The organism is Methylobacter sp. S3L5C (assembly GCF_022788635.1).
Classification (GTDB): Bacteria; Pseudomonadota; Gammaproteobacteria; order Methylococcales; family Methylomonadaceae; genus Methylobacter_C.
Genome location: NZ_CP076024.1, coordinates 2799883 through 2815550, shown reverse-complemented (window position 1 = coordinate 2815550; position 15668 = coordinate 2799883). Strand labels below are relative to the sequence as shown.

Below are 15668 nucleotides of genomic sequence, written 5' to 3'. Positions count from 1 at the left end.
GACAACTACATTGACAATTACCGATGGGTGCTCGAATACAGCCCGGAGAATTTCACTGCTACCGAACTAGACTTCGCCCTTGAGATCTGTAACGCGGTAACAGCAGCCTGGGGCGCAACCCCGCAGAACAAGGTCATCATTAACCTTCCTGCTACCGTTGAAGTTGCGACACCTAATATCTATGCCGATCAGATCGAATGGATGCACCGCAATCTTGATCGTCGAGATAGTGTGGTTCTGAGTCTGCACCCACACAATGACCGAGGCACGGCCGTGGCCGCAGCAGAACTTGGCCTCATGGCCGGTGCGGATCGGGTCGAGGGCTGTCTCTTCGGTAATGGCGAACGTACCGGCAACGTGGATATTGTTACGCTGGCACTTAACCTTTATACGCAGGGTGTCGCGCCGGGTCTGGACTTCTCAGATATCAATGCCATCGCACGTACTGTAGAGCATTGCACCCAGTTGCCTATCCATCCTCGCCACCCTTATGTGGGTGACCTTGTCTTCACCGCATTCTCCGGTTCTCACCAGGATGCAATTAGGAAAGGCTTAACCGCTCAGCAGCCCGATACTTTCTGGAATGTGCCTTATCTGCCTATCGACCCGGCCGATGTTGCACGCGGTTACGATTCGCTGATCCGTATCAACAGCCAATCGGGCAAAGGTGGAGTGGCCTACCTGCTTGAAACCGAATACGGAATAGTCATGCCGCGCCGCTTGCAGGTGGAGTTTTCTGGCGAGGTGCAACGGGATACTGACAAGCAGGGCAGTGAGATGACCGCTAGCGCTATCTGGCAACTCTTTTCTCGCACCTATCTTGAAAGCGAGCACCCCGTGCGTTACGAGGAACATCATCTATTTGAACACAGCAGTGCCCAAGGTATAAAACTTAACGTCGAAGTGGATGGCGAAAAATATCAACTCGAAGGCGTAGGAAATGGCCCTATCGATGCGACTATTCATGCCCTGCAGTGCATCGGCATCTTTGTTCAGGTACGCAGTTATGAAGAACGCTCCACCCGTGCCAGCGGCGAGGCCGGCAATGCTCAAGCCTGTGCTTTTATGGAGCTCACTTACTCTAAAGGCAACTACGAGTGCTACGGTGTAGGCATCGATACCAATATAGTCACGGCATCGATTAAAGCCTTAATCAGTGGCATCAATCGATTGGCGGGTATCAGAAACGATGAGTTCCAACCCAAGGAAAGGTAACCGATTCTTGGCCCATATTTCCGAACTCTATTCTGCGATATTCATCGCCATAAAGCTGCCACTCGCGACCGTCTCTTGATGTTAAGGCTTGTCAGATGCCTGCCTTAAAACACAGGACTATCCGAATGCACCAGAACTCTGGGGGCAGGCGTCGGACAAGCCTTAACAACAGCCGACGGTCATAAGTTTTAGCAAATCAATCAAAATATACTCTTCTCATCATTTATCAAATAGCCCCTATACTGTTTTTAATGCAGGAACTCACGCGTATTCAGCGCTCAAGCCTCAAAACGATTAATGCCTCGGAATACATAAGCCGGGTTTATGCCAAAGTTATCGCGAAAACAGTGACTGAAATGGGTTGCATCTGAAAATCCGGCATTTAACGCAGCAATAGTCATATTATCAATAGCGTTTAAATTTTCCAATGCTAAAAACAAGCGCTTCCATGTCCTGAAACGTCGATAAGGGACATCGGTATGCTCTTTAAACAAATGCAAAAATCGGGACGACGATAAATCAGCTCTTTCGGCTAGATATTCTTGCGAGAAATTGCAATCCGGCTCATTGCAAATCAGATTGATAGCCGCTTGTACGCGTGGATCGACCACTAAATTCAGATCTCCATCACATTGCAACAAGCTATCCAGGCAGTTTTCAATAACGGATTTATCGGGATCGAGTTCATAAATCCAGCGCAATTTATCGATCAGTTCAAAGTCCTGAAAAAATGACAGCGATTGTTCCGGGCAAGTAAAGCGGCGCTTAAAATACAAAAAATCGGAACTGTCTCTTTCAATAAATATTTTTCCATGTATACCGCCTTCAAAATCAAGCTCATGCTGGGTACCTGCGGGGACAATCGCACAGCGGCAACTTTGCCATGCACCGTTTGCAATTTTTATCCTGAAAGGCCGGTAGATGCCCACATGTAATACCACCGTGGCATAGGCGTGCGCATTCAAATGTACTGACGGACCGAAATAAAGCGATCGGCCTCGCCAGATAAACAAGCGCATATAAGCAGGATAAAGTTTTAACATAGCTAGTTCATACAAGATATTAGTGTGATGATCAGATTATAATCCTTCCAGCTGATTTTCATGAGCTTCACCCACCATAATCAAGGAACCTACTATGAATGTTATTGAATTTAAATCGCGTTTTACAGAATTACTGGGTAATGTTGCAAAAAACGTTATTGATGACCATCGTTTTTTTGATATTCCATCCGACCAAAAGCCTTGGTTTGATACTGGCCTTGATGTTGAAGCCGATGATAATTTAACCTCTTTCGCGGCTGGTAAAACCCAGTTTAAAGACCTGCCCATAACCCTGGAACCCAACTTTCAGCTTTGGTTTCGTATCGGCCAAGACGGCGAAATATTCCGTGGCACCCGCGATAGCCATAGTTTTACGGTAGAGCAATCGGGGCGACTTTATCTGGCCAGTTATTTTCCAGGAGAATGGTCTAGCAAAACCGGTGAATTGGCAACCCCGGATGAAGTGTACGATATGGTAACAGGCAATCTAGCCGTGTTACTTATACACTGGCAAGGCGATACGTTGGATGGATTAAAAAGTCTTGTCGAATACGGCGACGCAAATAACCTGATCGCAAGAGAAATAGATCGGTTGGTTTCGCCGATTATTACGCCGGATGGCTGGGATTATCTGTGGTTTACAGGGCCTGCGGAAGTTTACCAATCTCGTGCAGTACCGATGAAAGAGCCGGCAATCTGCTGTCATACGCACAATGACGGCGGGTTGTTGCAAAGATCGGTTTCTCTGCCCTTTAAACCGAATACCCGATTGCGTTGGTCATGGAAAATAGACACCCTACCTTCCACTGTGCGTGAGGATACGCTGCCAACCCACGATTATTTAAGCATTGCGGTCGAATTCGATAATGGTCAAGATATTACCTATTACTGGAGCGCCGAACTGCCGCCAGAAACAGTATATCGATGCCCAATTCCAACCTGGACTGCCCGCGAAACCCATGTTGTCATCCGTTCTGGTTCCCAAGGCTTGGGCGAATGGTTGAATGAGGAGCGGGACATATATCAAGATTACAGCGACGCAATAAGCGGAGTTATTCCAGATAATATCGTAAAGGTTTGGTTGATTGCCCTCAGTCTTTTTCAACATGAAGAAGGTGTGTGTCAATTTGCAGACATCAGCCTCCTGAGTGATGGTCGTGTAATACCTGTATAATTAGGGGTGAATTTAATGAAATTTAAGGACTCAAGAGTGGCTATTTATCTAGCTTTTAGTCCTCCAGTTAATGCGACTCGGCGCATTGCCGTTTTAAATTTTGAGTTAAATGATATCACTTCATTATTGCAATACTTCGGACAGTTTTGATTTGATTAAAAATAGTCTGGAAGCCTCCAGCGTGGGATGTAGTCAACGACGATAACAGCCCAACACGCTAAAGGCTTCCATGCACTTAATAGAACCCATTATGCAGCAAATGTCCAGTGAAGCAAAACCGCAACGTCGCAGGCTCTACCGCATCAAGCAGGCTCAGGATGCTATTGTCTGTTGGAATCTTAAAAACACCGAACAGTGTTTGTGCATTGTTTCTCCCTTGTGTATCCTGCATGATCCGATGAAAATATAAAAATGACGGGCTTCACATAAAAATGCCGAAAATGCACTTATAGTTTTTCAGAAATTAAATTTCCAAATCTAACAGAAAAAAGCTTTTAAAATCAATGTGATTTTGGATGCTAATTGGAAGTTATTTATCTGAAAGTCTATAGTCCAGCATCAATCATCTTATAGTTCGCATTCTTGCCGGTTCGCCGATCGGAAAAAGTTTCGAATGTGGTACGCAATTGCTCGACTACATGGCCGACCGTAAGGATTACTTCGTAGTGCGACGTGAAGTCGTATAAGTAATTGTTTAGCTTGAGTAATAATGACTAAACCTGCCGTTCTTCCGGCAGTAGCCTAGGAGTGCAGGCATTAACAGTAATGTGATGTTTGAAGCCACTCTAACAATGTAACCCAATCGAAAGATGAAGTTGAACCCGTGAGGGCAAAGCAGAACTGCGAGCATTACGCGGTAGGGAACTAGGCTTAGAGGTAAGGTGAACATTTGTGAATCAACGATAAATCTCGTTAAATCCGAGGAGTCAAAAATGCTGATAGACTCTAGCCAAAAGGCAAAATGGTTGGTTTTGGTTTTTGCGAATAACCAAACGGGGATAATAAAACCATCGGGAGATAGTTGGCACCTAACCCTTTCATTAGTTATTTATACGGAACACGGTAAACCCGTATTCCTGCCTATTTAGGCAAGTTGACCGTAAGGGAAACCGTTGGGAGTGCGGGCATAGGAGGTTGGAAAAAGCGAAGGCTATTCTGTAACGGAATAGATAGAGATTAAGGCTTAATGCCAACATTTTGCTCGAAAGAGTGCAGACTTCCAACTGGTCTCAAATTGCAAGATAACTTATAGAACCCTCACAAGGAGGAAAAGCAAATGACGACTACACCCTGTGCAGTCGGTGCATCCTCCCACTATGAAATTAGTTGGCACAGTATTGACTGGGGCCCAGCTCTTCGAATGGTGAGAAGGCTGCAAGTACGTATTGCAAAGGCAGTAAGCGAAGGCCGCTGGAATAAAGCGAAAGCTTTACAATGGCTGCTAACGCATTCGTCTTACGGCAAAGCAGTCGCAATAAAACGAGTAACTGAAAATCGCGGTAAGAAAACCCCAGGAGTAGACGGGGAGACTTGGAATACTCCTGAACAAAAAGCTAAGGCAATTAACTCACTCAAACGAAGAGGCTATCAGCCGCAACCATTGAGAAGAGTCCATATTCCCAAAGCAAATGGTAAATTGCGTCCATTAGGGATTCCAACTATGTTGGATAGGGCAATGCAGGCTTTACATCTGTTTGCCTTACAACCCATTGCTGAAACAACAGCTGATTACAACTCTTATGGATTTCGTCCAGAGAGAGCGTGTAGAGATGCGGCGGCACAAGGCTTCGCGGCATTAGTCAGTAAAAATTCAGCTCAGTGGGTCTTAGATGCAGATATATCTGGATGCTTTGACAATATCAGTCATGACTGGTTACTGGCTAATATACCTATGGATAAAACAGTACTCAAAAAATGGCTGAAAAGTGGCTTTGTTGAAAAAGGAAATTGGTATCCAACGCAAGCAGGCACTCCTCAAGGGGGTATTGCCTCACCAACGTTGGCTAATATGGTTTTAGACGGCATGGAACTCGAACTGGCTAAGCACTTTGGCACAAAAAACAGTACGAAGAGATGGAAAGAAAAAGTTAACTTCATTCGATATGCGGATGATTTTGTTATCACCGGCGCTACGAAAGAAACGCTGGAAAAGGCAAAATTAATTATTGCGGACTTTTTGAAGGATAGAGGATTATTGCTTTCCGAAGAAAAAACCAAGATTGTGCATATTGATGAAGGCTTTGATTTCTTAGGGTGGAACATTCGTAAATATGGTGGGAAACTTCTTATCAAACCGGCGAAAAAGAATGTGCAAGCATTCTTACGAAAAACTCGACAGATAATCGAAGGAAACCATACGGCAAAGCAGGAAAATGTAATTAGGCTTCTAAACCCAGTCATACGCGGATGGGCTAATTATCATCAAAATCAGGTGGCAAAGGAAACCTTTTCAAAGGTAGATCATTTCATCTGGAAAAAGCTTTGGCAATGGGCTTGTCGAAGACATCCAAATAAACCACTTCGATGGATAAAGGACAGATATTTTAAACGCGAAGGATTGCGTAATTGGGTATTTGGTACGATGCTAAGAACAGAGAAAGGGGACGTAAAAATGGTTAAGCTGGTTAATGCCAGTGATACGCCAATTCGCCGACATATCAAAATAAGAGCAGAAGCACATCCGTTTAATCCAATTTGGGAAGAATACTTTGAAAAGAGGCTCGGCCTACAAATGAAGGAAAATCTCAGAGGGAAGAACAAATTGCTCAGTCTTTGGTATATGCAAGAAGGAGTCTGTCCGAACTGCAATGAAAAATTACGAAGGAAACAGGATGGAATATTCATCACATCCAACGTAAAACAGACGGCGGTAAGGATAACCTATTCAATCTCATGTTATTACATCCAAACTGTCATAGACAAATTCATAACCACGATAAGAAGGTAACTACCGGCTCTGGTAAAACAGGGTTTTTAGAGGCTTGAGCCGTGTGCAGCGAAAGTTGCATGCACGGTTCTTAGGGGGGAATGGCGTAGTAATACACTGTTCCTACCCGACATTTGATAGTAGTGACCTACAGTGCCCATAAATACTGAATTAACATCGTTCCTACTGTGACATATATGTCCAAAACCGAACGGTTCCGTACAGGTGGTTTTTATGGTGTACGAAAGTAGGATAAATGACTTTCGTACATAGTCTTATTTTAGTAGGGTAAGTTTAAACAAACGACACCAAAGTCCCATAGGATTTTGAGCGGTGACAAGTCGTAAACTTCCAGTGTATTGCCGCGCACTACTGCCGTTGCTGAATTATTCGATGAATACCGGAAATTTCAGCTTATTCGATAAGAAAACATATAGGAATATCAGACGTTTTTATCTAATCTTCCTTATTGTTTAAATGTTCGTTTTTTGTATGCCTTCCGAGCTACTGAGTAATGATAGTTAAGGCTTCCCAAAAAATGGCCGGTTAAACATGGTTAAAGTTAGGAAGCTTGAAAATGGCATAAAGCCACGCCATCTGTGGCTTTTCAATAAATTCTATGGGACTTTGGTGTCGTTTGTTTAAACGCACCCGCTATTGGAAAACAAAAACGTAAGAGCCAACCAAGGGCACTCAAATGCCGACCAAAACCCTTTCCTTTACTGATGGTGTCAAGAAACGAGGCATGTTTAAGCCTCTGGCTTTGTTTTTTATATTTGCGGTAGCAGTATTACCCTCGGAGCCCGAGGCGGCCTCGATTTTCAAATTTTTGGTGACGGCAAGGGGTCCAGGACTTCTCCGCAGCATGGACCAAGGTCATGAATCTGGATCGTTTTGATCTGGATCGCCAAGCCCGGAGCGATCGGTACAGTGTGACAGTCGGTAACTCAGTACCATCGCCGCAGCCGGTGCCAGCGCAAAAAATCCAAATAGACTGTATGCAGCAGTACGCGCGCCCTCTTCACCACCCGGGTCAGACAGACCCGCAGCATTCACTGTCAAGCCAGCCAGCGCGGCACCGATTGCCATGGCATATAATTGCACCGTGGTGATACCCGCCGAAGCAATGTTTTCTTCGCCTGGTAAGGCCGCTTTGAATATCCCGGTGAGCAGATGCGGCCAGCCAAGCCCGATACCCAGACCCACACCGGCCAGTGCGATACACAACCATGCGCCCTGATACGCCGGGACAATATCGCCAGGTAGTAAAACCAGCAAGGCCAGTAAGGCCAAGGTCATCAGGACAGGACCGGCGAATATCAGGCGTGCGGTACTTCGGCTACTACGCCCCGAACTCACTAGCGATGCCATACTCCAGCCGCCCGCCATCACCGCTGTCATATAGCCAGCCTGCAAAGGCGAATAGCCGTGCAATAGCTGCAAAAAATAAGGGATAAAAATTTCACTCATGCTGGCGATCATCAGCAAGCCGATACACGCAAATATTTTTCCCATCGGACTGCGCAGTGTATAAGCGCCGCTTGGTAACAAGGCCACGCCCGGACGACGATCCAGCCATGCCAGCAGCAAACCTACACTCACCCCGACCGTAATACACAGCACTTTGCCCGCATCATCCTTCACCTGCCCGGCCAGCGCAACCAGCAGCACCGAGGTCATCAGTAAGCTGATTTTAAGGAAGGGGATGCGTACCGGCTCAAGCGATGCCTTGTCGGGTACCGGCGATTTCCCAGTAAGCTGCATGGAAACGATCAAGGCTTGTACCAGTGCTACCGGCAGCAAACTCCAGAAAGCCAAACGCCACTCGCCGCTGGCAGCAAATAATCCACCAACAGCCGGCCCCAACAGCGTAGCAAGACCCCACATGCCAGACACTAAGGCCACTACACGTGACCATAGACGTTCAACAAAAACGATACGAATCAAGGCGTAACTGAGTGCGGCCAGCAAGCCGCCGCCAATCCCTTGCACACTCCGTCCGCACAGCAGCCAGAACATACCTGTTGCAGTAGCGCACAAGATGGAGCCGAGCACGAATACCGCCAGCGCAAGTAAATAGGTACGGCGCGGACCCATTACATCAAGCAGCTTGTTAGTCAGGGTAGCGCCTAAGATAGAGGCCACCACAAACAAGGTGATATTCCAGGCGTAATACTCAAGGCCGCCAATATCTCGCACTACTGACGGCAAGATGGTTGTGACTATATGTACATTGATGGCGTGTAGCGCCACACCACCAGTGAGTGCTATGGCAGGCAACAAATTACGGCCAGACAGCAGCTCCCCCCAGGATGCAGCAACAGCGGCAGGGGGCGCTTTGATCGGCTCGGCGTGGGTATTTGTAGGGCGTTTGACATTCATCGTGGACCTCGACATTCAGAAGAAGAAAGCATATTATGCAAGAACTAAGTTGGATATTTTCCAGCTCCAATACTAAGTCTCCATCATGAAATATACAAGAGAAAACTTGCTTAATAAAGAAAGCAGGTCAACTGCCGAACGTATTTTGTTGCGCTTCAAGACCCACGGCGCGGCGTCAACCGCCATCCTGGCACAAGAGCTCAACATCACAGTGGAAGCTGTGCGACTGCAAATACAAAAACTGCTGACTGATGATCTGATTGAGGGATTGCAGGAATCCTCGATGGGGGTTGGGCGTCCGAAGCAGAGCTGGAAATTAAGCGCCGCAGGCAATGCACGCTTTCCCGACTCGCATGCCTATCTGACGGTACAGCTGATCGGTTCGATCCAGCAGTTGTTTGGCGAAGAAGGTCTTAATCGGCTCATCACCAAACGTGAAACAGAGATGTTGCATGAGTACCGGCAAGCCTGCCAGGGAGTCAGCAGCATCGCCGGCAAGCTGAAAAGAATCGCTGCCATACGCTTGAAGGAAGGTTATATGGCGAGGGTAGAAAAACAGGGCAAAGATTGGCTACTGATTGAAGATCATTGCCCAATTTGCGCAGCGGCACAAAGTTGTCAGAAATTTTGCCGCTCTGAACTCCAGCTGTTTCAGGAAACACTGGGAGGCCAGGTCTTGATCACAAGGCAAGAACACCTCTTCACAGGCGCGCGTCGCTGCGTTTATCGCATCAGTAAAAATGAGGAAAGCATGGATTAAATTTGCCGTTGTCGAGTATGTCCGCTTTGTGTCTAGACCCCGCTGCGTCAGAATAGTTGTCGCCTCAACTGTTATTATAGTGGATCCAAAATCCCGGACAGTCGATTAAAAGGATGTATTCCATAAAAAGGCAGGCAGAAATGAGTAAAAAAGCGTAATATTTTGACGGGGCACAAAAAGCTAACACACGTTAGAAATATTGAAAGAGCAGAAAATGATAAATCAGATTGCTCAAGAGTGTCGTGTTCGATAGAGTTTACGCGTACACCTTATATATAGGTGATCTACTTTAGCCACCCATATCACAAAATGACTTGATAGCCTTTTTTCTGTTTGGCTGCGCATAATTTTTGTCCCGCTAGCTGCGCTTCCATTTCAGTATCGAACCAATCCTTCCGAATCGTTCCGGGTGAGCCTGCCCTGCCCCATTCTTTAACCAACGACCAGTCACCAAAAAGGCCTGGCATTATAAACAACTAATAAAACCGGTGTAGATTTTTGTCCGGGTCATGCCTTTCCAGATAAATATGCTTCATAACTCACCTTTGTTTATAGAACGTTGCAACGCAGATCAACTATCGTAGGCGTTAATTACCTCTTACATGTCACGACTATTGTAATGATTCATCCCGGTAATCAACCCGCGCCGATTCATTCACAAATATTCGGTCTATGGCTGTATCTCATTTAGCCAAACATCTTGGCTTTGCGCAGCCGGAATATTTGCCTGTTGTTGGTTTTTTTTACGAACTAACAAATCAAGCATCATTAGATAAAAGTCGATAATCTGACGCTTTACTGAGTGCGTATTCAGACATTAGATTTTTTATTAAAACACCATCAGCACGTTTCTGTTTCATTTCTGATAACTTAAAGTGGACCCCATTGTCCAGACAATATTTAAGCCTAATTAAGAGGGCATCGATTCCGTGTCCCACTTCTTCTTTTGAAGAAACCCGTTTGTCACTAAAATGATCAACTACTTTTACGCCGCCGCCGATGCCTGTCTGATAAACTTCATTGGGCGTTTTATAGCTCAATGCCTGGTGAAACCGCTCACTGTTATAGAATATAAAGTACGCGGTCAGACCCAACAACAGTTCAGGCACAATGACATAGTTTTTCGGGTAAATGTCCTCGTATTTGACACTACGGCATAGCCGTTCAACAAAAATATTGTCCAAGGCACGACCCCGACCGTCCATACTAATCTTACAGCTGTGTTCCAGTAATTTATTGACCCATAAGGTGCTGGTAAACTGCGATCCCTGATCGGTGTTAAAAATTTCTGGTGCGTCATATTGATTAAGCGCCTCAGTCAAACAGTCCAGGCAAAAACCAACATCCATGGTGTTTGAAACCTTCCACGCCAACACTTTACGACTGTACCAATCAATGATTGCGACCAGATACATAAAGCCATGCGCGAGTCGTATATAAGTTATATCCGTACTCCAGACCTGATTCGGTCGGACAATAGCTAATCCTCTGAGTAAATACGGATAAACCTTATGTTGCGGATGTTTTTTACTGGTATTAGGACCAGGCACCATGGCAACCAACCCCAGTATTTGCATCAAACGCTGCACTCGTTTTCGGTTCACGCCATGCCCTTGTCCGCGTAGCCAGACTGTCATTTTCCTGCTGCCATAAAAAGGATGGCGGGTATATTCTTCATCCAGCAAGCGCAGCAATAACAGCTCGTATTCATTCACAACTACTGTCTTGTTAGCGTAGACGGTGGATCGGGCAATACTCGCTAATTTACACTGCCGAACCAACGCCAGTTCATCATGGGGATCGATCCAGCTCTGTCTTTCGCTTAAAAACTGATTCCTGACTTTTTTCTAGTGCCCCGTGCGGATATTAAGCCAGTCCAGTTCCCTATTAAGGTGACCAATCTTGGCATACAATCGTACCGGATCGCTCTGAGGATCAAGGGGCTTGGAGCCACGCTTCACCTCAAACAGTTGGCTGGCATTTTCTAATAAGGCCTTCTTCCATAAACCAATTTGGGTAGGATGAACGCCATACTCTTGAGCAATCTCATTTACCGTTTTTTGCTCCTTCAAAGCTTCTAACGCTATTTTAGCTTTTTGTGCCCCCGTCAAAATCTTACGTTTTTTTTCACTCATTCCTGTCTACCTTTTTTATGGAAGACACCATCTTAATCGACTGTCCGGATTTTGGGGGCCACTATAGTCGCTCAATTTCCTTTTTTAGTTTTTCAATCTTACTTTCCAGTCGCTCTGTTTTACCTTTAGCAACTGAATCGTCCAGTCGATCTGCGCTGGTAATTTGCCCCAGATAGCGGGCAATACTTTAATCAATCAATTCGAGTCTGCGCTTTAATTTAGCTTGCGTGTAATTCCGGTCACGGTTGTTGACGGCCTTAAATTTACTACCATCAATGGCAACAAACGCCTCACTAAAAAGCTTGAGTTTACGGCAAATAATAACAAACTCACGACAAACCAATCTGATGGCTTTAGTATTCTTTTTGCGAAAATCAGCAATGGTTTTAAAATCCGGAGCCAAGCGCTTCAGTAACCACATCAGCTCAACATTACGTCCGGCTTCCCGTTCTAATCGGCACGATGATTGAACGCGATTTAGGTAGCCATACACATAAAGCTTTAGCAGGGTTTCAGGATGATATCCAGGTCGACCAGTGGCAGCCGCTAGGGTTTTAAACCCCGTAGCCGACAGATCAATACCATCAATGAATAGATCGATTACTCTGGTGACATTGTCTGCCGAGATGTAATCATCGAGTTTTTCTGGAAACAAAGTCGCATGAGTGCGAGCTTCGCCCGTTATAAATCCGCTCATATTGATATACTTTCAATTGAAAATATAATTATAGCTGGATTGTAGTTTTCACACAGTCTGGGCCGTGAGCTGTCTGTCACCGGCTCCGTCAAGCGGTTGTTTTATGGACAGGTTCGGCAAACGATTTTTCTTTTTAACTAATCCTAAATAGCTGCCAAAACTTCTTTTTCGCTCACAACGGGCAGTCGCTCACGCAGTACTGGAATAGCAGCATGCCAATCGGTTTCACTAATTAATCGAAATTTGGTGATGGCTTGTTCAATCGCTGCACGGTCGATCACATTTACATCAAGAATGATGAATAGCCCAATACCGTAGGCATAGCTAGGATCAAGCCGGAAAGACTCATGAATAGTGGGTGGCGTTTCACGGATTATCTCGGACTCCAGCTTTTCCAACTGCTCGTAAAAAGTCAGTCCACTGAATTTCTCGTACTGCATCTTCTTACGCACAACAAGTTTGTAACTCAAGACTTTGCCGGTGCTGGAAAAATCCGCTGGCTCAAACTCTATATTGGACTCGGCAGCGCGTTCTTCTGGCGTCAACATTGCCGTCGTGCGTTGGTAAGCAAGCTTATGGGCCGCATCCCAAAATGCCTTGCGTGCTATCACAATTTCCGCATTCCAGATGGTGAACCGATCTTGACCGGGGAAATAGAAGTCAAACCACTGATTGTATAAATCCGGTCTACCAGGTTCATCGAGAACCAAGTGACTTGTGAACATCCCACCATATTCGTCAGAGTCGCGCTTAATTCGTCCTTTGAGACGGATGACCTCATTGCTGCGTTTATGCCGAGGCAGAGCAGTGAAAGATGGGCGCTTTTTTTTGAATTGACGGGTCATGAATGCCCAGGGTGGTTATTTACACAGTAAGCTGCGTTAGTATTCATCGAACAAATCCACATGTCTACCTGTACGCTCAAAGCGCACTACATCGCCCATGATTTTGCATATCAACAACCAATCCGGCTCAATGTGGGCATCTCTAAACCCTTTCCAGCTACCTTTCAGTGGATGGGTCAAGATAGCTTGCTGGCAACGACTGGCCTTCAATCAGTAAGCCTAATAATGTTTTGAGCTTACTCATGTCTTTACCTCGCTTTTGAGATTGCTTCACATCACGCTTGAACTGGCCGGAGTAGTCGGGCTGCCGCATCAGATGCCAAGCTGTTCAAAGAGCTCATTAGCATCTTTAGCATGATGAATATCTTCACCGCGTTCACTCTTGGCGAGCGTTTCAGCAGTCAGTTTATTGGGAACGCGCATCTCGAAAGGCAGTGCTTTTTCCTTTGCAACCTTGGTCAAAACAATACGTACCACATCGGATACGGTAAGCCCCATATCTGCCAGCACAGCGGTGGCTTCTTCTTTAAGTTTTTCGTCGATTCTTGCTCGTACATAAGCGGTGGCGGCCATATTCTTGCTCCTTTGTAGTTAAGGGTATATTGTAGCCCAAATGAACTACAATATACTAATCCGTAAAACAGACCTTAAAGTGGTAAATAGTCAATTTTGAGCTGTAAGTTTTTATTTGAACAGTGCCTTGAATATTCGCTCATGAGACGGCCCTGATAATTTCGGATGACGTTGATTCCATTGCCTTTCTTCAAATCGAGCTTTTGCATCGACAATTTCGGGTTAATCTCTGATGGCCACATACGGTTTGCGGCCAGATGCAGGCCTTCGTGTTCATAATTATCATCGATTGAACCGTCACCCAGAATTCTGATTCATTCACAATCGATTTGAATAATTGTTTTTGGTTTTCGCTGATGTACTGTGTAAACGACTACAGCAATTTGAACGGTCTGACCCGCGAACTTCGAAAAGGCTCCGACTTTACCAGAATACAATGCAGTGAAAGTCTTTTGTGAAATTGAAAAGACGGCATCTTCCTCTACAACAAATATGCGGTGACCGATACTCATACCACACTTTCTCTCATGTCTGCTTACTGGAAACAGTATGACAATAAGACTCCTTTACCTAATTTTAGGAGATTGTTATGAAGCAAGATACCAACGATCAAAAGAACTATCAAGTCCCATGGAACAAGGGCAAATTGATTGGTCAGAAATCACCGCTCAAATTGAAAGAGATTTGGGCAATTCGGATTCGTTTGCAGATGGCTAAAAACACTCGGGAGTTGGCGTTGTTCAACTTGGCCATTGACAGCAAATTACGTGGCTGCGATCTGGTCAAACTTCGAATAATCGACGTAGCCCAGAATAACCGGGTGTCATCGCGGGCCATTATTATGCAACAGAAAACTCATCGTCCTGTACAGTTCGAGATAACAGAACAAACCAGAGATTCGCTTGAAGCGTGGATTAACCAAACAAAGCTTAAATCTGACCAATATCTGTTCCCAAGTCGAATTCATAGTTCACCTCACCTATCAACCAGGCAATATGCTCGTATTGTCGAACACTGGGTGAAATCTATTGGCCTCGACCCAGCGTCTTATGGGACGCATACTATGCGGCGAACAAAAGTCACACTCGTCTACCGGAGAACGAAAAATTTGCGAGCGGTTCAACTTTTGCTAGGTCATACTAAACTTGAAAGCACGGTCAGATACTAATACTGCTACCGCAAATATAAAAAACAAAGTCAGAGGCTTAAACATGCCTCGTTTCTTGGCACCATCAGCAAAGGAAAGGGTTTTGGTCGGCGTTTGACTGCCCTTGGCTGGCTCTTACGTTTTTGTTTTCCAATGGCCGTTGATGCCATCGCTTTTAATAATTCACGCAAGGCGCTTATGAGTTGGTTCCCTGTCAAGCCTACCATCTGCTTGGCGGCTTGAATGACCAGTTGCACTGCTGACCTGAAACTCAGTTGGCGGGGTATCTTCTCATGCAGGCTGGCTGCCTGTGCCAAATTGCCACGAATGATGTTGTATGCCAATAAGTGTAAGGACAACGTTATAACCCTTCCATCGCCACGCGGCCAGAGACTGGTTATGAAGACGCAAACCAGCAGCTGTGGTGGCTGCTCTGAGTTCCTTTAGTGGTAAGCGTTGCGGGCTTTACAGTAAGGTCCCGTGTTAACCGTATTGGCTGATTGTCCATCGACGATACGGTAAATCAATACGCCTGCCACTGCCTGTTTACAGGAACGGTCATCACTTAATACTTGGAAAATGAAAGCTTTAAGCGTGACTAAGGGCAAGAACACCGAGGAGCGTTTATGCGGGGTATTGGCGATAATGTTGGTAATGCTGCCGGCTGAAAAAAATCCTCAACACCTAGTCCTTGGGATTGCAAAAATGACTTTTTGAAGCGGTCAATTTACTGCTGAATACGGTTTTTTTTAATAGCTGGCATGGTTAAAA

12 protein-coding genes and 4 pseudogenes are annotated in these 15668 nt (G+C 45.6%); 6 read left to right on the top strand and 10 right to left on the bottom strand.

All coding sequences use genetic code 11. The annotated features are described in order from the left end of the window. Positions 1-9 precede the first annotated feature (9 nt). Positions 10-1215 (top strand): 2-isopropylmalate synthase, encoded by a 1206-nt coding sequence (locus KKZ03_RS12575; protein WP_256452027.1) that lies wholly within the window; start codon positions 10-12, stop codon positions 1213-1215. A 278-nt stretch (positions 1216-1493) separates the two neighbouring features. On the opposite strand, the gene KKZ03_RS12570 is transcribed toward KKZ03_RS12575, so the two are convergent. Beyond that, positions 1494-2258: a helix-turn-helix domain-containing protein gene (locus tag KKZ03_RS12570; protein ID WP_243217184.1), complete on the bottom strand. Its 765-nt coding sequence runs from the start codon at positions 2256-2258 to the stop codon at positions 1494-1496. Between the two features lie 94 nt (positions 2259-2352). On the opposite strand from KKZ03_RS12570, the gene KKZ03_RS12565 reads away from it, so the two are divergent. The 3 genes and pseudogenes from KKZ03_RS12565 to ltrA all read left to right on the top strand — a co-directional run bounded on the left by KKZ03_RS12565 (position 2353) and on the right by ltrA (position 6417). Further along, positions 2353-3432, top strand: a complete 1080-nt coding sequence (locus KKZ03_RS12565) for a DUF3047 domain-containing protein (protein ID WP_243217183.1) — start codon at positions 2353-2355, stop codon at positions 3430-3432. Positions 3433-3661: 229 nt separating this feature from the next. Next, complete coding sequence (locus KKZ03_RS12560) at positions 3662-3841, top strand: hypothetical protein (protein ID WP_243217182.1); 180 nt, start codon at positions 3662-3664, stop codon at positions 3839-3841. An 867-nt stretch (positions 3842-4708) separates the two neighbouring features. Beyond that, a pseudogene (gene ltrA / locus KKZ03_RS12555) lies at positions 4709-6417 on the top strand (group II intron reverse transcriptase/maturase). An 817-nt stretch (positions 6418-7234) separates the two neighbouring features. On the opposite strand, the gene KKZ03_RS12545 reads toward ltrA, so the two are convergent. Further along, complete coding sequence (locus KKZ03_RS12545; protein ID WP_243217181.1) at positions 7235-8740, bottom strand: MFS transporter; 1506 nt, start codon at positions 8738-8740, stop codon at positions 7235-7237. Positions 8741-8846: 106 nt separating this feature from the next. Here KKZ03_RS12545 and KKZ03_RS12540 point away from each other — a divergent pair, with 106 nt between their 5' ends. Then, positions 8847-9500 (top strand): metalloregulator ArsR/SmtB family transcription factor, encoded by a 654-nt coding sequence (locus KKZ03_RS12540; RefSeq protein ID WP_243217180.1) that lies wholly within the window; start codon positions 8847-8849, stop codon positions 9498-9500. A 302-nt stretch (positions 9501-9802) separates the two neighbouring features. On the opposite strand, the gene KKZ03_RS12535 is transcribed toward KKZ03_RS12540, so the two are convergent. From KKZ03_RS12535 to KKZ03_RS12510, 7 genes and pseudogenes are all read right to left on the bottom strand, one after another. Continuing rightward, positions 9803-9967, bottom strand: a complete 165-nt coding sequence (locus KKZ03_RS12535) for a WGR domain-containing protein (protein ID WP_243217179.1) — start codon at positions 9965-9967, stop codon at positions 9803-9805. A 501-nt stretch (positions 9968-10468) separates the two neighbouring features. Then, positions 10469-11635, bottom strand: a pseudogene (locus KKZ03_RS12530) (IS3 family transposase); the annotation flags it as partial. Between the two features lie 64 nt (positions 11636-11699). Further along, a pseudogene (locus KKZ03_RS12525) lies at positions 11700-12332 on the bottom strand (transposase); the annotation flags it as partial. Between the two features lie 143 nt (positions 12333-12475). Further along, entirely contained in the window at positions 12476-13057 is a 582-nt protein-coding gene (locus KKZ03_RS12520) for a hypothetical protein (protein WP_243217178.1), read from the bottom strand. 156 nt (positions 13058-13213) lie between these two features. Further along, complete coding sequence (locus tag KKZ03_RS21920) at positions 13214-13357, bottom strand: type II toxin-antitoxin system YafQ family toxin (protein ID WP_305852350.1); 144 nt, start codon at positions 13355-13357, stop codon at positions 13214-13216. Continuing rightward, complete coding sequence (locus KKZ03_RS21915) at positions 13335-13490, bottom strand: type II toxin-antitoxin system YafQ family toxin (RefSeq protein WP_305852349.1); 156 nt, start codon at positions 13488-13490, stop codon at positions 13335-13337. Before KKZ03_RS21915 ends, KKZ03_RS21920 begins: the two co-directional genes overlap by 23 nt. Beyond that, on the bottom strand, positions 13490-13750 hold the full coding sequence (locus KKZ03_RS12510; RefSeq protein WP_243217177.1) for a type II toxin-antitoxin system RelB/DinJ family antitoxin: 261 nt from the start codon (positions 13748-13750) through the stop codon (positions 13490-13492). Before KKZ03_RS12510 ends, KKZ03_RS21915 begins: the two co-directional genes overlap by 1 nt. 589 nt (positions 13751-14339) lie before the next feature. On the opposite strand from KKZ03_RS12510, the gene KKZ03_RS12505 reads away from it, so the two are divergent. Next, complete coding sequence (locus KKZ03_RS12505; RefSeq protein ID WP_243217176.1) at positions 14340-14918, top strand: tyrosine-type recombinase/integrase; 579 nt, start codon at positions 14340-14342, stop codon at positions 14916-14918. Positions 14919-14947: 29 nt separating this feature from the next. On the opposite strand, the pseudogene KKZ03_RS22060 reads toward KKZ03_RS12505, so the two are convergent. Continuing rightward, positions 14948-15624 (bottom strand): annotated as a pseudogene (locus KKZ03_RS22060) (hypothetical protein). Positions 15625-15668 lie beyond the last annotated feature (44 nt).